At 66.9% G+C, this 24,255-nt stretch carries 24 protein-coding genes; 12 read left to right on the top strand and 12 right to left on the bottom strand.

All coding sequences use genetic code 11. The annotated features are described in order from the left end of the window. Positions 1 to 680 (top strand): HNH endonuclease signature motif containing protein (locus CYU59_RS02750; RefSeq protein ID WP_292975620.1); only part of this gene is annotated, 680 nt, incomplete at its 5' end. A 15-nt stretch (positions 681 to 695) separates the two neighbouring features. On the opposite strand, the gene CYU59_RS02745 is transcribed toward CYU59_RS02750, so the two are convergent. Further along, positions 696 to 3,158, bottom strand: a complete 2,463-nt coding sequence (locus CYU59_RS02745) for an ATP-binding cassette domain-containing protein (RefSeq protein ID WP_292975618.1) — start codon at positions 3,156 to 3,158, stop codon at positions 696 to 698. 161 nt (positions 3,159 to 3,319) lie between these two features. Between CYU59_RS02745 and CYU59_RS02740 the strand changes: the two genes are divergently transcribed. After that, the gene (locus CYU59_RS02740) at positions 3,320 to 3,976 is read left to right on the top strand and encodes a hypothetical protein (protein ID WP_292975616.1); all 657 of its coding nucleotides are present in this window, start codon (positions 3,320 to 3,322) and stop codon (positions 3,974 to 3,976) included. Between the two features lie 17 nt (positions 3,977 to 3,993). Here the strand turns inward: CYU59_RS02740 and CYU59_RS02735 are convergent, their stop codons facing one another. Next, the gene (locus tag CYU59_RS02735; protein ID WP_292975614.1) at positions 3,994 to 4,479 is read right to left on the bottom strand and encodes a nuclear transport factor 2 family protein; all 486 of its coding nucleotides are present in this window, start codon (positions 4,477 to 4,479) and stop codon (positions 3,994 to 3,996) included. Positions 4,480 to 4,578: 99 nt separating this feature from the next. On the opposite strand from CYU59_RS02735, the gene CYU59_RS02730 reads away from it, so the two are divergent. Continuing rightward, positions 4,579 to 6,276: a serine/threonine-protein kinase PknH/PknJ gene (locus tag CYU59_RS02730; protein ID WP_292975612.1), complete on the top strand. Its 1,698-nt coding sequence runs from the start codon at positions 4,579 to 4,581 to the stop codon at positions 6,274 to 6,276. Between the two features lie 3 nt (positions 6,277 to 6,279). Here the strand turns inward: CYU59_RS02730 and CYU59_RS02725 are convergent, their stop codons facing one another. Next, complete coding sequence (locus tag CYU59_RS02725) at positions 6,280 to 6,891, bottom strand: TetR/AcrR family transcriptional regulator (protein WP_292975610.1); 612 nt, start codon at positions 6,889 to 6,891, stop codon at positions 6,280 to 6,282. 38 nt (positions 6,892 to 6,929) lie between these two features. Here CYU59_RS02725 and CYU59_RS02720 point away from each other — a divergent pair, with 38 nt between their 5' ends. The 4 genes from CYU59_RS02720 (at position 6,930) to CYU59_RS02705 (ending at position 11,581) form a co-directional block, all read left to right on the top strand. Then, positions 6,930 to 8,156, top strand: a complete 1,227-nt coding sequence (locus tag CYU59_RS02720; protein ID WP_292975608.1) for a hypothetical protein — start codon at positions 6,930 to 6,932, stop codon at positions 8,154 to 8,156. Positions 8,157 to 8,378: 222 nt separating this feature from the next. Next, positions 8,379 to 10,340, top strand: a complete 1,962-nt coding sequence (locus tag CYU59_RS02715; RefSeq protein WP_292975606.1) for an Hsp70 family protein — start codon at positions 8,379 to 8,381, stop codon at positions 10,338 to 10,340. A gap of 67 nt (positions 10,341 to 10,407) precedes the next feature. Continuing rightward, positions 10,408 to 10,806, top strand: a complete 399-nt coding sequence (locus tag CYU59_RS02710; protein ID WP_292975604.1) for a hypothetical protein — start codon at positions 10,408 to 10,410, stop codon at positions 10,804 to 10,806. A gap of 67 nt (positions 10,807 to 10,873) precedes the next feature. After that, entirely contained in the window at positions 10,874 to 11,581 is a 708-nt protein-coding gene (locus CYU59_RS02705) for a cutinase family protein (protein ID WP_292975602.1), read from the top strand. A gap of 3 nt (positions 11,582 to 11,584) precedes the next feature. Here the strand turns inward: CYU59_RS02705 and CYU59_RS02700 are convergent, their stop codons facing one another. After that, positions 11,585 to 12,541 (bottom strand): SDR family NAD(P)-dependent oxidoreductase, encoded by a 957-nt coding sequence (locus CYU59_RS02700; protein WP_292975644.1) that lies wholly within the window; start codon positions 12,539 to 12,541, stop codon positions 11,585 to 11,587. 8 nt (positions 12,542 to 12,549) lie between these two features. Further along, complete coding sequence (locus CYU59_RS02695) at positions 12,550 to 13,686, bottom strand: cytochrome P450 (RefSeq protein ID WP_292975641.1); 1,137 nt, start codon at positions 13,684 to 13,686, stop codon at positions 12,550 to 12,552. Positions 13,687 to 13,837: 151 nt separating this feature from the next. On the opposite strand from CYU59_RS02695, the gene CYU59_RS02690 reads away from it, so the two are divergent. The 3 genes from CYU59_RS02690 (at position 13,838) to CYU59_RS02680 (ending at position 16,092) form a co-directional block, all read left to right on the top strand. Next, complete coding sequence (locus tag CYU59_RS02690; RefSeq protein WP_292975600.1) at positions 13,838 to 14,467, top strand: TetR/AcrR family transcriptional regulator; 630 nt, start codon at positions 13,838 to 13,840, stop codon at positions 14,465 to 14,467. 69 nt (positions 14,468 to 14,536) lie between these two features. After that, positions 14,537 to 15,217 carry a hypothetical protein gene (locus CYU59_RS02685; protein WP_292975598.1) on the top strand — a complete coding sequence of 227 codons (681 nt, stop codon included), beginning with the start codon at positions 14,537 to 14,539 and terminating at the stop codon, positions 15,215 to 15,217. Positions 15,218 to 15,537: 320 nt separating this feature from the next. Next, positions 15,538 to 16,092, top strand: a complete 555-nt coding sequence (locus tag CYU59_RS02680; protein WP_292975596.1) for a hypothetical protein — start codon at positions 15,538 to 15,540, stop codon at positions 16,090 to 16,092. Between the two features lie 73 nt (positions 16,093 to 16,165). Here CYU59_RS02680 and CYU59_RS02675 read toward each other — a convergent pair whose 3' ends face one another. From CYU59_RS02675 to CYU59_RS02660, 4 genes are all read right to left on the bottom strand, one after another. Then, positions 16,166 to 16,969 carry a L,D-transpeptidase gene (locus CYU59_RS02675; protein ID WP_292975594.1) on the bottom strand — a complete coding sequence of 268 codons (804 nt, stop codon included), beginning with the start codon at positions 16,967 to 16,969 and terminating at the stop codon, positions 16,166 to 16,168. 155 nt (positions 16,970 to 17,124) lie between these two features. After that, on the bottom strand, positions 17,125 to 17,502 hold the full coding sequence (locus tag CYU59_RS02670; protein WP_292975591.1) for an STAS domain-containing protein: 378 nt from the start codon (positions 17,500 to 17,502) through the stop codon (positions 17,125 to 17,127). Then, on the bottom strand, positions 17,499 to 18,614 hold the full coding sequence (locus tag CYU59_RS02665) for a cobalamin-dependent protein (RefSeq protein ID WP_292975588.1): 1,116 nt from the start codon (positions 18,612 to 18,614) through the stop codon (positions 17,499 to 17,501). Before CYU59_RS02665 ends, CYU59_RS02670 begins: the two co-directional genes overlap by 4 nt. Continuing rightward, entirely contained in the window at positions 18,611 to 20,272 is a 1,662-nt protein-coding gene (locus CYU59_RS02660) for a PP2C family protein-serine/threonine phosphatase (RefSeq protein ID WP_292975586.1), read from the bottom strand. The genes CYU59_RS02665 and CYU59_RS02660 overlap by 4 nt, the downstream gene beginning before the upstream one ends. A gap of 161 nt (positions 20,273 to 20,433) precedes the next feature. On the opposite strand from CYU59_RS02660, the gene CYU59_RS02655 reads away from it, so the two are divergent. Both CYU59_RS02655 and CYU59_RS02650 read left to right on the top strand, forming a co-directional pair. Next, positions 20,434 to 20,832 carry an OB-fold domain-containing protein gene (locus CYU59_RS02655; RefSeq protein WP_292975584.1) on the top strand — a complete coding sequence of 133 codons (399 nt, stop codon included), beginning with the start codon at positions 20,434 to 20,436 and terminating at the stop codon, positions 20,830 to 20,832. Positions 20,833 to 20,863: 31 nt separating this feature from the next. Beyond that, the gene (locus CYU59_RS02650) at positions 20,864 to 22,075 is read left to right on the top strand and encodes a thiolase family protein (RefSeq protein ID WP_292975582.1); all 1,212 of its coding nucleotides are present in this window, start codon (positions 20,864 to 20,866) and stop codon (positions 22,073 to 22,075) included. Positions 22,076 to 22,085: 10 nt separating this feature from the next. Here the strand turns inward: CYU59_RS02650 and CYU59_RS02645 are convergent, their stop codons facing one another. The 3 genes from CYU59_RS02645 to CYU59_RS02635 are packed head-to-tail and all read right to left on the bottom strand — an operon-like array spanning position 22,086 to position 24,251. Further along, complete coding sequence (locus CYU59_RS02645; RefSeq protein ID WP_292975579.1) at positions 22,086 to 22,346, bottom strand: protealysin inhibitor emfourin; 261 nt, start codon at positions 22,344 to 22,346, stop codon at positions 22,086 to 22,088. A gap of 20 nt (positions 22,347 to 22,366) precedes the next feature. Next, positions 22,367 to 23,431, bottom strand: a complete 1,065-nt coding sequence (locus CYU59_RS02640) for a M4 family metallopeptidase (protein ID WP_292975576.1) — start codon at positions 23,429 to 23,431, stop codon at positions 22,367 to 22,369. Between the two features lie 16 nt (positions 23,432 to 23,447). Further along, the gene (locus tag CYU59_RS02635; protein ID WP_292975574.1) at positions 23,448 to 24,251 is read right to left on the bottom strand and encodes a mycofactocin-coupled SDR family oxidoreductase; all 804 of its coding nucleotides are present in this window, start codon (positions 24,249 to 24,251) and stop codon (positions 23,448 to 23,450) included. Between the last annotated feature and the right edge of the window lie 4 nt (positions 24,252 to 24,255).

Genomic DNA, 24,255 nt, shown 5'->3' with positions numbered 1-24,255 from the left:
AGTGGAAGCAGGATCGTGGCAGCGGCGAGGGCGTCGAGCACCTCACGCCGCCGCTGCCGAGCACGGTGGAGGCGTTTATGCGTCTGGTCGAGGCCGGCTGGGACGCCGAGGCAGCTCGCCGGCCACACGGGCAGCACACCACGGTGGTGATGCACGTCGACGTCGAGCAGCGCGTGTCGGCGCTGCATCTGGGCCCGCTGCTCACCGACGCCGATCGCGCGTATCTGACCTGTGACGCCAACTGTGAAGTCTGGTTCCGGCGCGACGGCCAGGTCATCGGCGCCGGCCGAACGACCCGAGTGATCAGCCGACGGCTTCGTCGCGTCCTCGAGCACCGCCACCCCAGCTGCGCGGTTGCGGGCTGCGGGGCCACCCGCGGTCTGCACGCACACCACATCCGGCACTGGGAAGACGGCGGACCCACCGAATTGGCGAACCTGGTCCTGGTCTGTCCCTATCACCACCGGCTGCACCACCGCGGTGTCATCACCATCACCGGACCCGCCCATCAGCTCACCGTCACCGACAGCTGCGGCCGACCACTGAGCGCGGCCTCGCTGGCACGTCCACCGACCCTCGCCCCGCCCGCTGTCCCACCGTGCCCCGGGCCCACCGGCGAGCGCGCCGACTGGTGGTGGTACGACCCCTTCCAACCGCAGCCGCCACCGACGAACAACTAGTCCACGAGGCGCACCTCAGTGCGTCCGCTGACCCAATCGCAGCCGGTAGCGAACCAGACCGGCGAGCACCACGCTCGACAGCACCAGCATCCCGACGTCCTGCAGCCAGGCGCCGGGGGTGTGGCGCCACAGCCGGTCCACCGGTAGCCCGGCTTCGACGCTGGTCAGGTCGACGGTCGAGGCCGACGCCGCAAACCCCCACCGGGCGGGCACGAACCAGGCCATTTGATCCAGCACCAGCCGGCCGGTCACCGGGATCAGGCCGCCGGCCAACACCATCGACACCATGATGGTCACCACGAGCATCGGCAGCACCTGCTCGTTGGACCGGGCCAGCGACGACAACGCCAGACCGACCATCGCCGAGGTGACCGCGGTCAGGGCCAGGCCGAGGTAGAGCTCCAGAACCGCCTGCACGACACCGCTTCCCAGCAATGCGCCGCCGTGCGACGGCGTGCCCTTGCCGATGGTCATGATGGCGATCATGACCGCGACGCCGATCAAGGCCGCAATGCTGTAGACGATGACCTTGGCGGCGAGGTAGGCCGACGCGGACAGGCCGACGGCGCGCTCGCGCTGGAAGATCAGCCGCTCGCCGACCAGATCGCGCACGGTGAGGGCGGTACCCAGGAACACCGCGCCGATGTTCAGCAGGATCAGGATGTCGATCGGCTCTTCGGTCGCCCCCGCGGCTCCCAGGCCGGTGGTGCCGGGCACCGCCAGCGACAGCACGCCGAGAACGAACGGAAGTATCGCCAGGAACGCGAAGTAGCCACGGTCGGAGGTGATCAGGCGCGTCTGCCGGCGCACCAACGTCACGATCTGGCGCCAGGAACTGGTACGCGGCGGACTGCCCAGCGGTACGGCGCCGGCGGTCGGGGACGGCCGGCGCGGAGACGAGGGATGGCGGGAGAGATACGCCCGATGCGCGCCGTCGGGATCGGTGCTGACGCGGGCAAAGATGTCGGCCCAGTCGGTGCTGCCCATCAGCGGCCCGATGGCGGCGGGCGGATCGGCGAACGCGGTCTTGCCGCCGGGTGCGAGCAGCAGAATCTGGTCGCACATGCCGACATAGGTCAGCGAGTGTGTGACGACGATGACCACCCGGCCGGCGTCGGCAAGCCGGCGCAGCATCGTCATGACCTGGCGATCCAGGGCCGGGTCGAGCCCCGACGTCGGTTCGTCGAGGATCAGCAGCGACGGGCCGGTCAGCAGTTCCATCGCCACCGAGGCGCGTTTGCGTTGGCCGCCAGACAGCTTGTCGACGCGAGTGTCCTTGTGCGGGGCCAACTCCAGCTCGTCGAGCACCCGCTCGACGACCTCCCGTCGATCGTCGGCGGTGGTGTCGGGCGGCAGCCGCAACTCGGCGGCGAAATTCAGGGCCTGTTCGACGGTGAGCTGGCGGTGCACGACATCGTCCTGGGGGACCATGCCGATACGCGAGCGCATCGACGCGTATTCGACGTGCACGTCGTGACCGTCGAACGCGACCATCCCCGCGCTCGGCGACGTAGCCCCGCCGATCAGCTTGACCAGTGTCGACTTACCGGCCCCGGACGGCCCGATCACCGCGGTGAGCGTGCCCGGCTTCGCCGTGAAAGACACGTCGTCGAGAAGCTGGCGGCCGTCGATCGTCAGCGCCAGTCCATGTGCGGTCAGCCCGCTGATCCGGGTCACGGCGCGCTGAGGCACCACGGTATTGCCGGTCGCGAGCAGGTCGGTGTTGCCGATCGTGACGATGTCGCCGTCGCGCAGCCTTGCCTCGGTGATCAGCGTGCCGTTGACGAAAGTCCCATTGCTGCTGCCGTTGTCGCGGATCACCAACCCGGCCGGCGTCGACTCCAGCGTGGCGTGCACCCGGGAGGCAAGCGCGTCCTCGACGACGATGCTGTTGGTTTTGGCGCGGCCGATCGTCGCCGTACCGCGAACGGGGGACGGCCGATTCGGCGACGACTCCGGCCCCGGCGGACGCAGCGGCCGGGACTGTGCCCGCGTCGGGGGTGGGCCCGGGGGGCGAGGCTGGGGGCGCGAGGGGGCCGCACGGAACACCTCCGTCGCAGGGCTGTCGGCCCGGGCCGGTGCCGATACATTCGGGGTGGCGACGCGGAAAGTCAGCTGGGGGCCCCGCGGGTTGCCCAGCGCGACGCTGAGGCGGTCCGCGATCGGGACCACCGGGGAGCGTGACCCCGCGACGTAAATGCCGTTCTGGCTCTTGTCGACGAGCACCCAGCGATCGCCGTCGAATCGCAGAATCGCGTGCACCCGCGATATCAGGGTCAGATCCTCGGGGTTGACGTCCTTGAAGCAGATGTCGCAATGACGGTCGCGGCCGACGACGACGTCGCGCGCGACCGGGAAGGTGTACATCGCCGATCCGACCCAGACCGTCAACGGCGGCACGCTGATGCCACCCGCCGCGGCGAGCTTAGTGGTGCTGCCGTCGTCAGCGGGCTGAGGGCGGCGATCTGTCGGTGACATCCAACGCTTTCTATACCCGGGGATGCGGCGGCCAATGCCTACGAACATATCGGTGCACCAGCGGCGACAGGTGACGAGATGTGCGCCGCGGCTCCGCGGTGACCGGATCGAGGCCAAACCTTGACTTGACCTGCCGATCGGGCCGAGCCGACGATAGGGGCGTGCGCCGACTGCTGGGTCTACTGTGCGCTGCGTTGTGCGCAGCGGCTGTGCCCGTGGCGACAGCTCCGAAGGGGGGTGCAGTCGGCGCACCTTGGTTTGCCCCGTCCGTAGGCAACGCCACCCAGGTGATTTCCGTTGTCGGGACCGGCGGTTCGAACGCCAAAATGGACATCTACCAACGTAATGCGGCCGGTTGGCAACCGGTCGAGGCAGGCATACCCACCCACATCGGGTCGGCGGGCCTTGCGCCGCAAGCCAAGAGTGGCTATCCCGCCACTCCGATGGGCGTCTTCGCCCTCCCCTTCGCATTCGGCACCGCGCCCAATCCCGGCGGCGGTCTGCAATACGTTCAGGTCGACTCGAATCACTGGTGGAACGGCGACGACGGCAGCGCCACCTTCAACACCATGCAGGTGTGTCACAAGGCGCAGTGCCCGTTCAGCACCGGAGCAAGCGAAAACCTGCAGATCCCGCAGTACAAGCACGCGGTGGTAATGGGCGTGAACCCGAATCGTGAGCCTGGGAAGGGCGCGGCATTCTTCTTTCACACCACCGACGGGGGCGCGACCGAGGGCTGTGTCGCGATCGACGACGCCAAGCTGGTGCAGGTCATTCAGTGGCTGCGCCCCGGCGCGGTCATGGCGATCACCCAATAACTCACGGGCCCAACGTTTTACAGCGCGAGCGCGATGCCCGGGGTCAGCTTGAAGTCCAGGTTCTTCAACGACAGTGTGGCGTCGTAGGTCCGGTCGTATCCAGTCGCGCTGATCCGCCAACCGTCGGCGGTCCGGCGATACCGGTCGTGATAAAACCCGGCACCGATCAGCATGAAGTCGAACTCGGCCACGATCACCCGGTCCTGCAGGTACCAGGTGCCGGTGGCTTCGTCGCCGCTGACCTCGATCTCCGGATGCGTGACCCGATGCTCGGTGATCACACTCGGTCCGAGCTGCGACCGCATGTACTCGACCAGGTCGGCCCGGTTGGTGAAGTGGTGTTCCTCGCCCATCGACGACCCGTAGTCACCCACCACGTCCTCGGTGAGCGTGTCCGCGAAGTCGTCCCAGTGCTTGGTGTCCAGTCCACGCAGATAGCGGTACTTGACGGTTTCTATCGCGGTGACGTCGGCGAGCCAGGCGTCGTGACGTTGGGAGCTCATCTCGTCATTGCAGCACATGCCTGCGGGTATTCTCCGGGCAACGGAGACTATCTTCGGCTGGCTGCCATCACCGGGTCGAAATAAAGGACACACGCCACCATGCTGAGCCCCGGTTCGATCTTCGCCGGATACCAGATCGAACGGGTTCTGGGTGGCGGCGGAATGGGCACGGTCTACCTGGCTCGCAACCCCGATCTGCCGCGTAGCGAAGCGCTGAAGGTGCTCAACCCCGAGCTGTCGAGCGACGTGGACTTTCGCGCACGATTCATCCGGGAAGCCGAAGTGGCCGCGGCGCTGGATCATCCCAACATCGTGTCGATCCACCAGCGCGGTGAGTTCGAAGGCCAGTTGTGGATTGCCATGCAGTACGTCGACGGCACCGACGCGAACGCCGCGCTGAAAGCCGGCACCATGACGCCGGCGCGCGCGGTGCACATCGTCGGCGAGGTCGCCAAAGCCCTCGACTATGCCCATCAACGAGGTGTGGTGCATCGCGACATCAAGCCGGCCAATTTCCTGCTGTCCGGGCCGATCGGCCCGGAGGAGCGGGTGTTGTTGGGCGACTTCGGTATTGCGCGTGCGCTGGACGATGCGGGGCTGACTATCACCGGATCGGTCACGGCGACGGTCGCCTACGCGGCGCCGGAGGTGCTGGCCGGGCAGCCTTTCGACGGCCGCGCTGATCTGTATTCGTTGGCCTGCACGCTGTTTCGTCTGCTGACCGGACGGGCGCCGTATCCGACCACGAACGGGTCCGCAGCGGTGGTGGCGGCGCATCTGCACGCACCCCCGCCGCGGGTCACCGACGTGGTGCCCGGTCTGTCACCGCAACTGGACCAGGTGATCGCAACCGCGATGGCCAAGGACCCGACGCTGCGTTTCACCTCGGCGCGGGCCCTCGCCGACGCGGCCGCCGCTGCACTCAACGAGCACACGGGCTCGACGACGGCTCCATGGCGTCTGCCGCCGCCCGGCGAGGGCCCGACGCCGTGGGGGACGGGACCGTACTCGGCCACTGCCCCGCTCGGGTTCTACCGGCCGCCGCCGCTGCCGCCGCCCACGCGGCGAGGCCCGCGGTTAGCCGCGGTGATCGGCGCCATCGTCACCGTCGTCGTCGCGGTGGTCGCCGTTGCCGTGCTGAACGCGAAATCTCGTTCGCACGATGATGTTTCGTCACCACCGTCCAGTACCACCAGCGCCGCGGCTCCCACCGGTCCGCTGAACAGCACCGCGCTGTCGGGTCTGCTGCTGTCGCCGGAGCGAGTGGCCGGAATGGTCGGGGCGGCCGAACTGGTCCAGGAGTCGTTCGCGGACTCGGTGATCGACGACTCCGAGAAGCTGCTGCAGAAAGACTGCATCGGCGTGATGGCACCGGCGCAGCATCTGGTCTATGCCGACGCCGGGTGGACCGGTGTCCGTTCGCAGGCGCTGCGGAACGCCGGCGAAGGCCCGCGCATCTACGCCGTGATCCAGGCGGTGATCAGCTTCCCTGATGCCGAAGCCGCGAAAAAGCTGTTCGCCGACCAGCAATCGCAATGGGCCAGCTGCTCCGGACGCACACTGACGCTGACATTCCCGGCCCCGCCGACGCCGCAGTTGTGGACGGCCGGCACCCCCGCCGACATGGATGGCGCGATGGTCATGACGCAGACCCTGAAGGACGGCGGCGGTATGCAATGCCAGCGCGCCCTTGCCGTGCGCAACAACGTCGCGGTCGACGTCTCAGCGTGCCGCTACGACGTTGCCGAACAGGCTCTGGACATCCTGCATGGGATCGCCGCGAAGATTCCCGGTTGACCTTCAGCGCAAATAGTGGGTGACCATCTCGATCAGCGCCCGCCGCTCCCGTTGCCAGTCCACCGGCACCCCGACGATCATCTGCGCCAGCACAACCCCGCGTAGCGTGGCCCAGATGACCTCGGCGACACCGTCATTCGCTGGGTCTTCGGTGATCAGACGACCCAGCTGACTGATCGCGGCGTTCATCTCGAGCAAGTGCTGCCGCGACGAGCCTTCGCGGTTGGCCCGCAGGATCTCGAAGGCCGCCATCGACGTCGGGCTGCTGTAGCAAGCCCAAGCGGTGTCGACGACGACCTCGATGCGCTCACGCATCGGCAGCGCGCTCACGTCGGTCGACGAGAGGCTGCCCAGCAGTCTGGCCACGCCGTCGTCGACGACGGCCATCAACAATCCGTTGCGGTCGCCGAAGTGATACTGGATCACCCCCCAGGTGACCCCGGCGCGTTCGGCGACATGCTTCGCGGTCGCGGCGCCGAACCCCTCCTCGACGATGCAGCGGACGGTCTCGTCGATGATCTTCGCGCGGGTGTCGTCGCCACGTTTGCGTGGCGCACTCGTCCGCCGGGTGGGACTGGCGGGCGTTCGGGCCTTCTGGCCTGCGGCGATGGACATTGTTGACTTTATAACATAGTCGGATCTATTTTTGGGCGGTGAGCCGATCCCGCTACGCCCAGTTGACCCGCGACCAGCTCGCGACGCTGCTTCCCGAGCTGCTGCTGATCGGACAGATGATCGACCGCTCTGGAATGGCTTGGTGCATACAGGAGTTCGGGCGTGACGAGATGGTGCAGATCGCCATCGAGGAGTGGGCCGGTGCCAGCCCGATCTACACGCGCCGCATGCAGCGCGCCCTGCAATACGAGGGTGTCGACGTATTCACGATCTTCAAAGGCCTGCAGCTCGACATCGGGGCGCCGCCGCAGTTCATGGACTTCCGGTACACCATCCACGACCGCTGGCACGGCGAGTTCCATCTCGACCACTGCGGTGCGCTGCTCGACGTCGAGCCGATGGGTCCCGACTACGTCTTCGGGATGTGCCACACCATCGAGGACCCGACGTTCGACGCCACCGCGGTGGCGACCAACGCGAGGGCTCAGGTGCGCCCAATCCACCGCCCCCCACGAACGCCGTCGGACCGGCACCCACACTGCGCCTGGACGGTGATCATCGACGAGTCCTATCCGCCGGTCGAAGGCATCCCGGCACTCGACATAGTTGCCGAAACGCGAGCTGCCCGTTGGGAACTCGATGCGATCGACGCTTCCGACGAAGGACTGGCCGACTACACGGGCCCGGTGGTGTCGGACTTCGACTTCGCCGCATACTCGCACTCGGCGCTGGTGCGGATGGCCGACGAAGTCTGCCTGCAGATGCATCTGCTCTACCTGTCCTTTGCGATCGCGGTGCGGGCACGCGCGGGGTCGAACATCGAGCTGGCCGACTCGATCTGCACGCGAGGATTGACCGGTGTTGCCGGACTCGGCGCCGAACGTATCCACCGGGCCCTCGATCTGCCCGCCGGAATCGACGGCATACGCCAGGTTTTCGAGCTGCATCCGCTGTTCAATCCGCTGGGGTACGTCAACGCCGACGTGAGTGATGTGTTGACGGTGCACAAGTCGCCGGCGCACGACGACGCTGCCTGGATCTCTCTGTGTTCGCCCGATTCGGTTCAGCCGTTGCAGGCGATTGCGACCGCGGTCGACCCGCGCGTCGAAGTCCGGGTGAGCGGCACCAGCACAGAGTGGACCGTCGAGCTTGTCGAGACCGACACTGCGGCCAAGGAATTTTCTGAAGTTGCGGTCGCCAAAGTCAGCGGCGGGGCGACCTTCGAATTCCAGCCGCGCCAATCGCTGCCACTGACCGTGGTTTAGCGCGCCGCGATCTGTCAAGGCGTCGGCTGTCTCACTTCGGTGACGCAACCGCATCGACCGGATACCGATGATGTTGTGGCCGATGGCCGTTGCGTGCCCCGCCGTTATCGTTGACGCTGGCCACCGAACGCTGTCGACGAAAGTATTTGAGTTATGTATGACCCGTTGGGGTTATCGATCGGGACCACCAATCTAGTTGCGGTCCGCAGCGGTAACCCGCCCGTGTCACGTCGCGCCGTCCTGACGGTATTCCCGGACCGCGCGCCGGAACTCGGTGTGCCCGAACATGATCCGGATGCGATTGACACCGGAACGCTGATGACGGGCTTCGTCGAGCGAGTCGGCGGTTCGACGCCGATGAAGTCGGCTGACGGTTCGACCCATGACCCGTCGCTGCTGCTCGTCGAAGCCCTGGATGCCCTGATCAACGAGACCGGCGGTGACGCTGCGACGTCGAACATCACGTTGGCCGTGCCGGCGCACTGGGGCGCGGACGCACTTCGCGGCATGCAGGCCGCGTTGGACACCCACGCGGACTTCGTCCATGGCGGGATCGCACCACGGATCGTGCCAGACTCCGTCGCCGCCCTGACCGCGCTGAACTCGGATTCTCGACTGCCTGCCAAAGGTGTTGTGGCACTGCTTGATTTCGGCGGTAGCGGTACCAGTATCACCCTGGCCGATGCCGCGTCGGACTTCACGCCGATCGCGGACACCGTACGTTACGAAGACTTCTCCGGTGACCTGCTCGACGAGGCGTTGATGTTGCACGCACTGGACAGTGCGGGCCATGGCAGTCTCGACACCGCCGGCACCGCGCTGGTCGGCCAATTCTCCGGCCTGCGGGACGAGTGCCGGCTCGCCAAGGAGCGACTCTCCGTCGAGGACACCACCGAGTTGAGCCTCGATCTGCCCGGCCGGCGCAGCCGCCTGGAGATCACCCGGGCGGAGTTCGACAGTATGATCGCAGGACAGCTTGACGGTTTGTTCGACGCGTTCGACGAAATGTTGCGCCGCAACAGGATTCGTAGCAAAGACCTGGCGGCCGTCGCGATGGCCGGTGGCACGGCGAAGATTCCCGTTGTCGCTCAGCGGGTTTCGTCGCACACCAAGGCATCGGTGATCACCGCCAACCAGCCCGGACTGGCGACCGCCGTCGGCGCGGTCAAGCTGTCGGCGCGCCAGCCGCTCGAGCAGCGCGGTGAAGAACGCGAGGAAACGACGATCGCGGCGCTGGTGGGCGCGTCGACCGGTGGCTTCGCCACGCAGACCGGCGGGCTCGCCACCACCGGCGGCTTCCTGGCGCCCACCGATGCGCTGGGAGCGTCCACCGGCACGTTCGGCGCGTCGACCGGGACCTTCGACATCCCCACCGCCGGCGCGCTGTTCGACGACCCATCCGAAAGGCTGACCGAGCTGGCCTGGTCGCAGGCCGACGATTCCGACGACGAGCCGGTCGTGTACACCGGTGAGCCCTACGATCCCGACGACAACCGGGCGACACCGTCGCAACTGATGCAGTTGCCCAGGTACCAGCCACCAGACGTGGTGCGGGCCCGGGGCAGACGCCTACCGCAGCTGTTCCTGGGCCTCGCGGCGCTGACGTCGATGGTCGCGATCGGTGGGGTTGCATTCACCCTCACCAGCAGCGACCGGGCGCCGACCCTGCCGAGCAGCACCACCAACGCGCCGCCGCCACCGCTGACCTCGCAACCACCGTCGTCGAGTCCGCCTCCGCCGCCGAGCGCCGAGCCGCCGTCGAGCGTCGCGCCGCCACCGACCAGCGAGCTGCCGCCGCCTCCGCCGCCGTCCGAGACGTACGTGCCGCCGCCCCCGCCACCCCCGCCGCGGACCACGGCGCAGGCCACCACCACCGTTCCGCAGCCGGTGACGACCACGCCGCAGGCCACCAGCACCACCCCGAGCACGCCGCCACCGCCACCGCCGCCGTCGTCGAGCGTCCCGCCATCGCCGACGATGACGACGACGTATCTGAACCTGCCGTTCGTGCCGGTGCCGATCCCGGTCCAGGTTCCGGAGGGCCAGGCCGGTGCGAACCAGCAGCCGCAAAGCCCGTACCAGCCCCAGAACCCGTATTCGCAGGGCCCCTACCAGCAGAATCCGTATCAGCCGAACCCCTACATGCCGCAGAATTCTTACCCGGGGCCCGGTTACGGCTACTAGACGTGGCGCGAGCCGTCGGTAATGCGCACACTGGGTGTATTGCCCGGTGAGCTGCCAGGAGGCTGCGATGGATGACAACGGTCGGTTCGGATTCGAACCGGAAGACTTCGAGCATGTGATCCGTGACGCGACCGAGGGCCTTCGTGAGGCGTTCGAGGGCGTCGGCCGGTTCTTCACCATGCCCAGTGACCGGGCCGGATGGTCGTCGGTCTTCGAGGACCTGGCGCGGCGCACCCGGACCAGGCCGGAAACAGCGGGCGAAGCCGGCGACGGGGTGTGGGCGATCTACACCGTGAGCGCCGACGGCGGCGCACGCGTCGAAGAGGTCTACGCCAGCGAACTCGACGCCCTGCGCGCCAACCAGAACAACACCGACTCGACCCGCAAGGTCCGATTCCTGCCCTACGGCATCGCGGTCAGCGTCCTGGACCGCTCCGGGGAAGCGCAGTCGGACGACGGCTCGTAGTCCGGTTCGTCACGCCGCGGTCCTGCGCCAACGGCACGTTCGCGTTCTTTACGCCAGAATGGGGACCATGTCCTTCAGCCTGATCGGCCGTGTCCTTTTTGCCGCCCTGGTGATGATCGGCGGGTTGCTCAATGCACCGGCGCCCATCGCCGCCGCACAACCCTGTCCGGACGTCGAGGCGGTGTTCGCCCGCGGCACCAGCGAGCCGCCCGGAGTCGGTGGCATCGGGGAGCCGTTCGTCGATGCGCTGCGCACCGCCATCGGTCCCAAATCGCTCGAGGTGTATCCGGTCAACTACGAAGCCAGCAGTAATTTCTCCGATCGCATCGAGTTCGCCCGCAGTGTGGTCGACGGGATCGCCGACGCCAGCAATCACATCGAGGCCACCGCGGCGACATGCCCCAAAACCCGGATCGTGCTCGGCGGGTACTCCCAGGGCGCGGTGGTGGCGGGATTCACCACCTCGGCCTCGGTTCCCGACGCGGTCCCGGCGGAGTACCGCTCGTTCGTACCCAAACCGATGCCGGCGGAGGTCGCCAACCACGTTGCCGCGGTGACGTTGTTCGGCAAGCCGTCGCCGCAGTGGCTGCAGAACTATGGAGCCCCGGTGGTCACGATCGGCCCGCTGTATGCGCCGAAGACGCTGGACCTGTGCGCAGACGGCGACACCATCTGCAACGGCGATCCCGGTGGGTTACCGAGTTTCGCGCACACCACCTACGGGGCCAACGGAATGACGCAGCAGGCGGCCGACTTCGCGGCCAGTCACCTGTAGTCCTCAGTCCGGTTGGTTCGCCATGATGGTGGCGAACAGTTCGGCCATCTCGTCGCCGGGTCCACCGGGCACCGAATAGCCTGTCTCGTCCCGGATCTCGTCGAGGTGATCGCGTACCTGCTCGACCGACAGCGCCGGGCTGTAGAACCCTTTGGTCCTGCCGATGAAGAATCGGGCGACGTGGCCGGCGCCCACGGTGTAGATCTCACCGGAGACCGGGCAGTCCCGGTGCGTCAGGAAAGCCGCGACCGGTGCCACCAGGCCCGGCTCGAGCTTCTGAAGATATTGCGCCACAAGGTCATCGAGCACCGCCTGCGCGGCTGCATCGGTGGGTTGGCCGGCCGACTCGACGGACTGTGCCAGCATCCGGGTGTAGGCGATCGGAGCGATCGCGTTCACCTTGATGTCGCGCTCGGCGCCTTCGGCGGCAAGAACCCGGGTCAGTCCGACCAGTCCGGTCTTGGCCGCGCCGTAGTTGCTCATCCGTTCGGCGCCGAGTAATCCGGCCGCCGAGCAGGTGTTCACGATGCGTCCGTAGCCCCGCTCGCGCATCACGTTCCAGGCCGGTCGGGATACGTTGAACGCACCTTTGAGGTGCACATCCACCAACGGATCGAGGCGATCGGCGGTCATGTCCTGGAACGGCGCGTCCCGGACGATGCCGGCGTTGTTGATCACGATGTCCACCCGACCCCAGGTGTCCACCGCGGTGTCGATGATCGCCTGGCCGCCTTCGGGTGTGGCCACGCTGTGAGTGTCGGCGACCGCCTCGCCGCCGCGACGGCGGATCTCCTCGACGGCGGCGCCGGCGGTGCCGACGTTCGTCCCCGAACCCGTGACCGAGCCACCGGTGTCGTTGACGACCACCCGGGCGCCGCGCGAGGCGAGTAGCAACGCGTACTGCATGCCCAAACCGCCACCCGCGCCGGTGATTACCGCGACCTGATCGTCGAACCGCATGTCGTTGCTCACCAGGTGACCGGCAGCTCTTTCATGCCGTAGATGTCGGCATCCTTGAATTTCAGCTCCTCGGGCGGCACCGCCAGCCGCAGTCCCGGCAGCCGACGGGCCAACGTCGAGAAGGCCACCTGCATCTCGACTCTGGCCAGATTGGCGCCGATACACTGATGGGTGCCGTAGCCGAAAGCGATGTGGCCGCGAACATTTCGGTCGATGTCGAACTTCTCCGGGCACCCGGCGAACTCGGTGTCCCAATTCCCGGCGGGCAGGTTCATCAACACCCGCTCCCCGGCGCGGATCAGTTGACCGCCGATGGTCAGATCCTCGGTCGCGATGCGATCGACTTGAGCATGCACGATGCTGAGATACCGCATCAGCTCCTCGACGGCGCGCGCCACGACGGTGGTGTCGTCGGTCTGTCCGAGCGTCCGGTAGGCATCCGGGTGTTCAAGCAGCGCAACGGTTCCCAACGAGATCATGTTTGCGGTGGTCTCGTGGCCGGCCTGCATCATGATCACGGCGTTGACGGCGACGGTGTCGCGGGTGAGTTGACCGGTCGCGACATAGTCGGTCAGCAACCGGCTGATCAGGTCGTCACCGGGATCGCGCTCTTTGCGTCCCACCAACTCCTGGATGTAGAGGTACATCTCGGCGAAGCCCTGTACCCGTTGCTCTTCGGTCGAGTTGACGTCCAGTCCGGCGGCGGTGTTGTGCTGGAACAGGTCGAGGTCTTCGGGTGGGACGCCCAGGAGCAGGGCGATCACCTGGGACGGCACCGGCAGGGCGAAGTCGCGGACGATTTCGGCGGGCGGGCCGGCGTCGATCATCGCGTCCAGATAGTGGTCGACCAGCTGTTGAATCTGCGGCCGCATCGCCTCGCAGCGCCGGAAGGTGAATTGGCTGGTCATCATCCGTCGCAGGCGGTGGTGCTCAGGATCGTCGATGCGGGCGAACACGACCGGTGCGGTCTCGTCCTCAGAGGGTGTGCTGAGCTCCGGGAGTGTCTGGGCGGACAACCGGGGGTCGACCAGTGCCGCGCGGATGTCCTGGTAGCGGCTGATGCTCCAGACGGTCTGACCGTTCCACAGGGCGCGTCGCAACCCCGGTTCGTCGCGCCAGTTCTCGAATTCGGCCGGCGGTGCCAGCGGACACCGCGCGTCACGCCGGAGCGGAACTACGGGTAGATCGGAGGTCGTCAAAGTCACCGGCATTTCCTCATAAGTGTCAGTTGGCTGCCAATTGCCCCGAGCGTAGGACCTGCCTTACTGGCAGTCAACTGTCAGTTACGCTGGGGCCATGACCGCGGTCACCGACCGGCCCTTGCGCGCCGACGCCGTGCGCAATGCCGAGCGGATAGTGCGGGCCGCCCGGGACGTCTACGGCGAACTCGGACCGGATGCGCCCGTCGAGGCGATCGCGCGGCGGGCCGGTGTCGGTGAGCGCACGCTCTACCGCAGATTCCCGACCAAGGGCGAGCTCGTCCGCGCCGCGCTGGACCAGTGCATCGCCGAGGACCTCACGCCGACGATCGAGACGGCCCGCGACGCTGCCGACCCGCTGGACGGCTTGGCGCAACTCATCACGGCGGCCATCTCGCTCGGTGCGCGCGAGCACAACCTGTTGACCGCTGCGCGCCGGGCCGGTTCGCTGACCTCGGACGTTTTGGACGCCCTCGTCGAGGTGCTCACCGAACTCGCCGAGCGCGGCCAGCGGGCCGGTGTGGTCCGGGACGATCTGGCCGCCGTCGACCTGCCGCGCATTCTTGCCATGCTCTACGGCGTGCTGCCGACGATGGACGCCGGCAGCGACGGGTGGCGCCGCTACGTCGCGCTGATGCTGGACGCCATATCCGCAGGTGAGCGGCGTGCCTTGCCTCCTGGTGCGACCCTGCGCTTCGAGCCAGAGTCGAGCACCTGGCCGATCTGAGCGGGCCGCGCCAGCTGCGTCTCGTTATCTGATCGTGACTATTCGGCGATTTGCTCGTAAGCTGCTGCCGTGAGTCGACACCAGTTAGCCAGCACCAGGCGTAAGTCGCCGGTAGTGATGGCTGCGGTCGCGGCACCGGCTGCGCTGATCTTTGCCCTTGGCGGCAGCGGTCATGTCGAGGGTCGTCACGGCACGGCCGACTCGGTAGCTGGCGACGGCGCCCCGTGCTGCGGTGTACAGCTGACGGCCGCCGGCCAGACGGCATCGGAATGGGCTGTCTCTGCCGTGCAGCCCAGCAGCGACCCCGCCGAATCTGCCGCGGCGTCGCGGGCGTCGCGCTGGCACGTCGCGGCGCAGAATGCTCCGCAGGTCCTGGTCGCCGACGTCGCGCCGGAACGCGGATTGCAAGTCAAAACAATCCTGGTGGCTCGCACCATCAGCGCGATCTTCCCGGAGATCAAGAACATCGGCGGGGTGCGCCCGGACTCACTGAGGTGGCATCCCCAGGGTCTGGCGCTCGACGTCATGATCCCGAACCCCTCCAGCTCGGCCGGTATTGCGCTGGGCAACGAGATTGTCTCGTTCGCACTCAAGAACGCGAAGAAGTTCGATCTGCAGGACTGCATCTGGCGCGGCACTTATTACACGCCCAGCGGACCGAGTGGATCCGGGTACGGCCACTACGACCACGTACACATCACCACCCACGGTGGCGGCTACCCGACCGGCAGCGAAGTCTACATTCGCTGACACGTCGCAAAAGCTCAGGCCTGCAAGGCCTTCGATGCCGAATTGTGATGTTTCGATTCAAACATCAAGGGCTGGTGCATCTTTCGCCTGGTCAGTATCATTTCTAGTCGTCCGTAGTTCGAAAGCTCAAGCGTCGTCAGCCCATTCCAGAGTCCAATAAACCGGATGAAACGTCTCTATTTGGAAACGGTCGGGTGCGGCGTGGCGCGTGTTGAACACCGGTCCATTAAAAATGAGTTGGCCGCAAGAAGCGCGGCCCGGTGCAAGTGCATCGTGTTGATCTACGGGCAGCGCCCGGGCGTGAAAGAGAGTTGACGTCGATGACAACCTTCGACCGTTTCAGCATCAGAGTTGTTGCTGGCGTTGGACTTTGCGGTGCCGCTATTGCGTTGAGCGCAGCGGCGGCAGCAGCGCCTTACAAGGCGGGTGGCGCCGCGTGCATGTACGGAACGGCGGGTGAAGTCGGCGCGCCGGCAGTCGCCGGAGGCGCGGGAGCCGCCGGAGGAGCCGGAGGAGCCGGAGCCGCCGGAGGAGCCGGAGCCGCAGGTGCGGGCTGCGCGCCCGCAGGCGCCCCGATCGCAGACATGGCCGGTGCGCCGGTGGCGGGTGTTCCCGTCCCGGCCGGTGCCCCCTTCCCCGCGGGTGCTCCGATTCCGGGTGGACTTCCGTTCCCGGCCGGCGCCCCGGTTCCCGCGGGCGCCCCTCTGCCAGCAGCGGTTCCGGCCGGTGCGCCGTTGATCGCACTGGGTGGAGTACCGGGCGCACCGTTGGTCGACATGGCGGGGGTGGCGGGCGGCAAGGGTGCACCCGCGGGTTCGGCACCCACCAGCGGACCGGTGGCCGGTCAGCCGCTTCCGGCGGGTCCCACCGGGTGATCTCGGATAACGGAAATGCCCCCGAGCCGAGCTCGGGGGCATTTCCTTGTCAGAGCGAAAAAGCTTGTAGTGCTTATTCTTTGACTACGACCGGGTCGCCGATGTTGACGGTGTTGAAGTACCATTCGGCGTCGGCCGGACTCAGGCTGATGCAACCGTGGCTGACGTTTTCGTGGCCCAGGGCCTGGGTGGCCCATGGTGCCGAATGCACGAACAGGCCGCGATTGCTGATCCGGGTGGCATATTCGACCGGGGTCTTGTAACCCTCGGGGTCGGTGACCGGAACGCCGACGCTGCTCGAATCCATAATCACCGTACGGTCTTTCGACAACACTGTGTAGAGGCCGGCGGGTGTGGGGAAGTGGGGCCGGCCCATCGAGGCGGGCATCACGCCGGGCTCACCCAGATGCGGCTGGTGATGCGGCGCCGGCAACTGTTGCGATGGCCCGCTCGGCACCCCGTCGACGCTGACCGTGAACGTGTGGTCGGAGATGTCGGCGACTCCCAGTACGGCCGGTCCCGTCTTCATCTCTGCCGATGCGCCACCCACCGACAGGGCGATCGTGCTGTGCGCGGGCCAGAAATGCTCTGGAACCCATTGTGCGGCAGTGTCATTGATCCACTCGAGCTTGCCGCTCATCGCTGGTGACGAGTTGACGTGTACGGCGCGTTCCGCCGCCTTGCGGTCTATCACCGGTGAGCGGAACGTGACGGCCACCGGGTACGCGACACCGACCTGACCCGCTATCGGGCCCAGTGACGCCACTGGAAAGCGCGTCGATTGATCCGACGCAGCCAAGCTCACGCCGGAAGGTCCGGCGACCACCGACGCGGCAGTGCCAGCCGCCACGAGAACAGACCGAAAGACCGCGCGCATGCACCGTTTCCTTTAGTAGACGAGGTTGCAATAGCGATGGTAAACAAGTCCGGAATGTTGGAAGCGCAACGGCGCGTTCGCAATTCGGTAAAGGGTCGATCACGTTTCGGCCACGGCCGGCAAAAGTGCCGGTGGGGCGGACGTCGTGCTGCGGGTCAGCGCGCCGTTTCGCCCGAGCTGGTCTGGCCCAGCAGCCCGGCGTCGCCTGTTTCGGCGTCGGTGCGGGTCAGGTCGAAGTGGTTGAACAGACCGGTCACTTGAAGGACACGGTCGAGGAACAGTGGGCGATTGTCGAGGTGGAGCGTCACACCCGCTTCGGAGGTCCGGCGGTGCAGCAGCAGTAACCCGGACAGAGCCGCAGAATCCAGGAAGGCCGTCTCGCTGAAGTCGAGGTGAAGGTCGCTCAGACCATCCTGGGCCAGTAGTCGGGATGCGACCTCGACGAGGTCGTCGGACGTCTCGTAGTCCAGGTCGCCGGTGATTCGGACGGACGCCGATCGTGCCGCGGTGCTGATTGCCAGGGAGTAGGTCATCGATTCAGTGGGGGGTCGGTCGCCGAACTCTTCTCGTCGGCGAGGGCGGACATAGCGGCGCGCAGCAGTCGTTGACTACGCGGGAACTCATGAAGCTGTTTACCCAATGAGTCGAGGGTGGGAAACAAGGTTGTCGGCGGGACCCCTCTGGCGGCCAGGATATCCGCAGTCCAGGTGACAAAACCGCTGAACAAATCGTCATCGTCGGTGTATAGGCCGGCGACCAGAAAATCCACCACATGGGCGATGTCCTCGGCAGTTCGCTGGCGCTGCGCCTCGGTGTAGTCACGCATCGCGGGGACGCGGCTCTCCAGCGTGGCGAAGGTCTCATTGACCAGCTGTGTCGCGGTCTGGCTGACGGTTGTGTACTCCTGGTCGATCAGGTGCGGCAGGTCGTCGACGGGCTGTCGGTTGGAGGCCAGGTGGGTGCAGAGAAAGCCCTCGTCCAACAGCTCGGCCGCGGCACGGGCGTCGGGCGCCCAGGCGTCGGCGCCCAGTTGGCGGGCATAGCGGCCGTCGACGCCGAACGCCGCGCCGCCGGCTAGTACCGCAACGCCGGCCGCCTGGCAGGCGGTGATCGCCGCGTGCGCGGTCGGCAGCCCGGTGGGAATCGAACAGGACAACGCGACGGCATCGGGCCCGCTTTGGTGCAGATGCGCAATCAGGTGCGGCGTAGGCACCTGCGCGCCGAGGAAGTCGACCTGCCAGCCCCGCAGGCGCAGCGTCTCGGCCAGCAGTCGGGCCGGCAATGCGTGCCACTCGCCGTCGACGCAGGCCACCGTCACCCGGCCGGCCCGCCCGGACGAACGGCTGGCGGGGTGCTGCGCGAGCGCGGCGATGACGCGGTCGTTGATCGCGGTGGCGGCATGCTCCTGAGCGACGGTGATGCGGTTGGCCGCCCACTCGGTACCGATCTTGTACTGGACCCGGGCGATCACTTCCAGCAGGATGTCCTCGGGCTGCATTCCCGCGTCCGCTGCGGCGAAAATTGTTGTCACTGCCGCATATTCGTCGCAATCCACGACGGCTCCCCAGAGCTTGTCGCGCACTGAGGCCTGTTCGGCGGCATCGACACCCTGCGCGGAGGCGGCCCCGACGTCGGGAGCGCTCAAGCCGTGAACCTTCCCCGGGTGTGGCCGTCGACTGCGCTCAGGTGAGTGCGGCGCGGGGCCGTGATGGCAACGACGGCGATGTCGTCGTGAACCTGCTGGCCGACCCACTGGGTGGTGAGCATCATGACTCGTTCGACCACGGCCTCGGCGGGCATCGCGGCGCATTCGGCCAGCGCGGCCGCCAGTCGCTCCTCGCCGAACAGGTAGCCGCCCAGCGGGCCACCGCGAGCTTCGGTCACGCCGTCGGTGTAGAGCACGCACGTCTCGCCCGGGCCCAGCGTCGTCTCGAAGGACTGCGCCTCGATCTCGGGCAGCGCCCCGATCAGGGTGCCGCGCGTATCGGCCTGCTCGACCCGGCCGCCGTCCCGGATGATCAGCGGCGGCAGGTGGCCGGCGCTGGTCAGTCGCAGTGACACCGTGCCGTCGCGGTTGGCTACCGACGCCAACACCAAGGTCGCAAACCGGGCGTGATCAGTCGACAGCATCGCGCTGTTCAGCAACTCCAGAACGCCTTGGTGGTCGGCGGCCAGCGGCGTCAACGCCTGCAGAGTGTTGCGGATCTTGCCGGTGAGCATGGCGGCTTCGAGGCCCTTACCGCACACATCGCCGAGGATCACCAGCGTTTCACCGTCGGGGGTCGCCGCGGGGTGGACGTCGTAAAAGTCCCCGCCGACGACCTCGTAGTCCTCCGACGCCCGGTAGGCCCCGGCGAATTCGATCCCGTGCACCGGGTGCAGCGCCGGCGGCAGCAGGTCGCGCATCAGGGTGCGGGTGATCGCAGCCTGCTCGGCGTACAACCGGGCGGCCGACAACGCGGCACCGGCCCGCGCCGCGAACAACCGCGCGAGCACCTCTTCGCCTTCGGAGAATTCGCCTTCCGCGGCGTGGCGGAGCAGCACCAACGCTCCGGCCGAGACACCGTGACCGGGCAGCGGGGTGATCATCACCGAGCGCACTGGCCGGGGGCAACCCATCGGAATGAGCCAATCCGGCAGTGTCGCCGCGTCGATCCAGCGCGAGGGCACCGGGGGAAATCCCCGCAACGCCTCGCTCAGACCCGTCACCGATGACGGGTCCGCGTCGACGCTGCGCTGTTCCACGGTGCCGGTCTGGTCGCAGTAGAAGATCGGCATCCGTCGGCCCCGGCCGGCGGGCGCCACCACGACGGCGGCGTCGGCCAGATCCCGGGCGGCCAGTTGCACGGTCGCTTCGCGGCACCGATCGATGTTCAACGAGGCCATCAACACCGAAGACGCCTCGAGCAGGAACTCGGCACGCTCGTGTTCGCGGGTCAGTGCGTGCTGAGCTTCGCGCAGCACATGGCCGGTGTCTTCGACGAGCGACCAGGCCACCTCGCCGCTGGGCAGCGTCGCGTGGTGAGCCGCGAACTTGCGTCCGCTGACAGACCCGGCGGCGTTGAACGAATCTCTGCTGTCCGTCGGCGACGACGCCGCGACGAGCCGCGAATGCACGGGAGACAGCCAGTCGACGATGGCGTCCAGCGGACTACCCAGCGAGGCGGCGGGAATCAAGGCTTGCGCGGAGGCACTCATCGCGCAGACGGTTCCGGTTCGATCGACGACGAGAGTCGGGCAGGCGACGTAGGTCCAGAGCGAATCGTGACCGGTCTCAACCTGGATGGGAGACGCTTCCTGCATACCGGGCCTAAAAATCGTCGTGTCTACTTAACAAAAGCTAGTCAGAGTTTACGCACAGCGCTTGTCAGAGCGGAAGACTCGCTTTGCTGAAGTGATCTTGATATTCGGCATCTCAGCTGAACCGAACTCGATACGGTCACAGTACCTACGACGGAGGTGTCATGGCGGGGCGAATCCCAATAGTCGACTATTTGGTACTCGACGACGGCGACCCGCACCTGGTCGCACAGGAATGCGCGAGTTGTCGCGCCCGCTTTTTCGACCGGCGCAATGCCTGCGCCCGATGTTTTGCATGCGAATTCACGACGGTTGCAGTGCCCACCGAGGGCACGGTCCGGGCGTTCACCATCGTCACGTTTGCCGCACCCGGCATTCCGACCCCATTCGTCGCATCCGTCGTCGACTGCGACGGCACTCAGGTGCGCACCAATTTGGTCAATGTCGAGCCCGATCCCGAGCACATCCGCGACGGCATGAAGGTGCGGCTGGCGACCTTCCCGATAGGCACCGACTCCGCCGGCACCGAGGCGGTCGGCTTCGGCTTCGAACCCGCCACCTGACAACGCCGACAGGCCAATAGAAGGAGCAACCATGAGTGCCAGTGACGACATCTGGATTCTCGGAATCCGAATGACCAAATTCGGCAAGCACGCCGACAAAGACACCGTCGACCTGGCGGCCGAGGCCGCGATGGGCGCGCTGGCCGATGCCGGGGTGACGATGGCCGACATGGGCGTGATCGCCGCCGGAAACCTGATGGCGGCCAACGCCGGGATCGGGCAGCAACTGCAAAAGCAGATCGGCCAGACGGGCATCCCGGTCTACAACGTGGCCAACGCCTGCGCGACCGGCGCCACCGCGCTGCGGACCGCGATCATGGCGGTCAAGGCCGGCGAGGTGAACTACGGCCTGGCCGTCGGCGTGGAGAAGCTGTCCGGTGCCGGCCTGCTGGGCGGTGCGGGCACGAAGAAGGGCGATGCCGACATCTGGGAGCCGAAGGGCCGGTACGGGGCGGTCGCCGCGGTGGACGGGCGAATCGGCACCGAGTCGATGCCCGGTGTCTTCGCGCAGATCGGCACCGAGTACGGCCACAAATACGGCGGCACCAGCTTCGAGTTGTTCGCCAAGATCAGCGAGAAGAACCACGCTCATTCGACCCTGAACCCGTTGGCCGCCTACCAGAAGCGGTTCACGCTGGACCAGATCATGAACGACGTGATGATCGCCTACCCCAACACTCGGCCGATGTGTTCGGCCAACTGCGACGGCGCGGCGGCCGCGGTGGTCTGCAACGGCGAGACGTTGAAGTCGTTGTCGTTGCAGCAGCGCAAGCGGGCGGTCAAGGTGGCGGCGTCGATCTTGACCACCGACCCGTTCGAAGATGGTTGCCAGGTGCTGCCGAACGTCAACACGCTGACCCGCAACGCCGCCTCGACGGCGTACGAACAGGCCGGTATCGGCCCGGGCGATCTCGACCTGGTCGAGTTGCACGACTGCTTCGCGACCGCCGAGCTGGTGCACTACGACAACCTGATGTTGTGCGAAAAAGGTGGCGCCGCAGACTTTTTCAACTCCGGCGCGACCTGGCGCGACGGCGCGACCCCGGTCAACGTATCGGGCGGGCTGCAGTCCAAGGGGCATCCCATCGCCGCCACCGGCATCGCCAACATCTGGGAGATCTGCCATCACCTGCGCGGCGAGGCGGGCGAGCGTCAGATCGAGAATGCGAAGGTCGGCCTGGCTCACGTGATCGGTCTGGGTTCGGCGTGCGGGGTGCACATTCTGGAGAAGTCCGCCGCCTAGCAATCCAAATTCAGATGTCGACCGCCACCGCGCGTGCGACCGTGCTCGGCATCGCACTTTCCGGGATCTCTCGGGTTGTCGTGCCCGACGGGCCGTGCCGGGTGATGCGGTAGATGTAGCGGTCGGCGCCGGAATCCACGTCCAGCTGCTCGCCGCCGTCGAGAAGTTGCTCGAGCGTCGTGCGGTCGCCGGGATCCAGCTTGTCACCGTCGAGGATGCAACTGGCTTTCAACCCGGCCAGGCCCCCGCGCCGCTCGATGAAGTACTGCATCGGTGTGCCTCGTTCCCGGCTCAGACAACGACGTCCGGCTGTGGAATGCCAACCCGGGTCCACGCGTCGTCGACACCACGATAGACGTCGCGATCTCGGGGAAACCGAGATCTGGCGGCCGCGCGAGTGAGGGCGGCGAACTCGCTGAAGTCCATGGCGGCGCTGGCTTTCGGGCTGGTCAAGGCGGCGTACCAGACCTTGCCGACTTTTTCCCACGACCTCCCGCCCACGTTGGTGGCCGACAAGTAGAAGGCGTGGTTGGGGATGCCGCTGTTGTCGTGCGGGTCGCCGCCGGTGATGTAATTGGCGTAGTGCGACGGCTGCGGGGACAAGCATTGTCGTGAACCGGGATCCGCCAAGTTACGAAGGCAGTTGTACCCCTTGGCAATTGCTGCCGGGCCGAGAACTCCCGGGCCGATCAGCCAGTCCGCGTCGACGACCGCTTGGTCGTTTCGCCACTGGTGGAACATCGCGCCGAACGCGTCCGAGATGCTCTCGTTGAGAGCTCCGGCCTCGTCGGAGTAGTCGAGGCCCGCGGTGAACTGCGTTACGCCATGGGTCAACTCGTGACCGATGACGTCATCCGACTTGGTGAAGTCGGTGAACACCCGACCGTCGCCGTCGCCGTAGGTCATCTGGGCGCCATTCCAGAACGCATTGGCGTAGCGCACGCCGTAATGGATAGACGACATGAGTGTCATGCCCGCGTTGTCAATAGAGTTGCGTCCGAAGCATTCTCGGTAGTAGTCGACGACGGATCGGGTGGTGTCGAACGCGCGTTTGGCGGTCAGGTCGGTGCTGATGCCAGGGTCTGCGACCGGCGTCCCGGGCAGTGACCTGGTGTTCTTGCAGTCGTACACCGTGACTGCTGGAACGGTCGCAAGGACGCCGGCGAACCCCAGGCCGCTGATCTCGCCGGCCAGCAGGCTCGCCCGGGTCGCGCTGGTGTGGGCGTCGCGCAGTCGGCGCCAACTGCTCTCGACGGTCACACTGTCGCGGATCGCCGCACGAGATTCCTCCGGGATCGACTCGTCGTCGGCGAGTCGACGGAGAACGGCTGTCGGGACGATGAACCGCTCACACACGGGGGCACTCCTTGCGTCAGTGGATGCGCGCGCTGCCGCCGAGACCGATCTCCAGGACGCTGCCGGTGATCACGCCGGGGTCGGTGACCAGGTAGAGCACACCGCGGCTGACGTCCTCGGGTTGAATCCACGGCTGCGGGATCGGGTTGGCTTTCATCATCCGGCGCACCAGTTCGTCCGGAATGTCGTCACCGCCGGTGGGTTGCACCATCGGGGTCTGCGTGGTGGTGGGGCAGATGACGTTGATCGTCACGCCCTCTCTGGCCACCTCGAGGGCGGCGGATTTCGCCAGGCCGATGACGCCCCACTTGGTGGCGTTGTAGGCGGCGAGGTCGGGGATGCCCATCCGGCCGCCCATCGACGAGGTGACGACGATGCGCCCGAACCGCTGCCTGCGCATGACCGGGATCGCCGCGCGCAGCGTGTGGAATGCGCCGGTCAGGTTGGTGTCGATGAGTTGCCGCCATACGGCGTCGCTGACTTCGTCGAGCGGCCCGGTGCTGACAACCCCGGCATTGGCCACCACGATGTCGAGGCTGCCAAGGTCGGCGACGGTCTGCGCGACAGCGGCGTTGACGGCGGCTCCGTCACGAACATCCAGGGTGACCGGCACACAGCGCCGGCCGAGTTCGTCGACCAGCTTGGCGGTCTCGCGCAGGTCGTCCTCGGTGCCGAGCGGGTAGGTCAGGTCGGGCATCGCACCCGGCGCGTCGGCGACGACAATATCGGCTCCTTCGGCCGCCAGGGCCAACGCATGCGCGCGGCCCTGCCCGCGGGCTCCGCCGGTGATCAAGGCAACGCGTCCGTCCAAAGCACCCATAGCC

It is taken from the genome of Mycobacterium sp., from assembly GCF_002863225.1.
In the GTDB taxonomy this organism is placed as follows: Bacteria; Actinomycetota; Actinomycetes; order Mycobacteriales; family Mycobacteriaceae; genus Mycobacterium.
The sequence above is the reverse complement of the archived record's forward strand: the minus strand, read 5'-3'. Positions and strand labels throughout refer to the sequence as shown.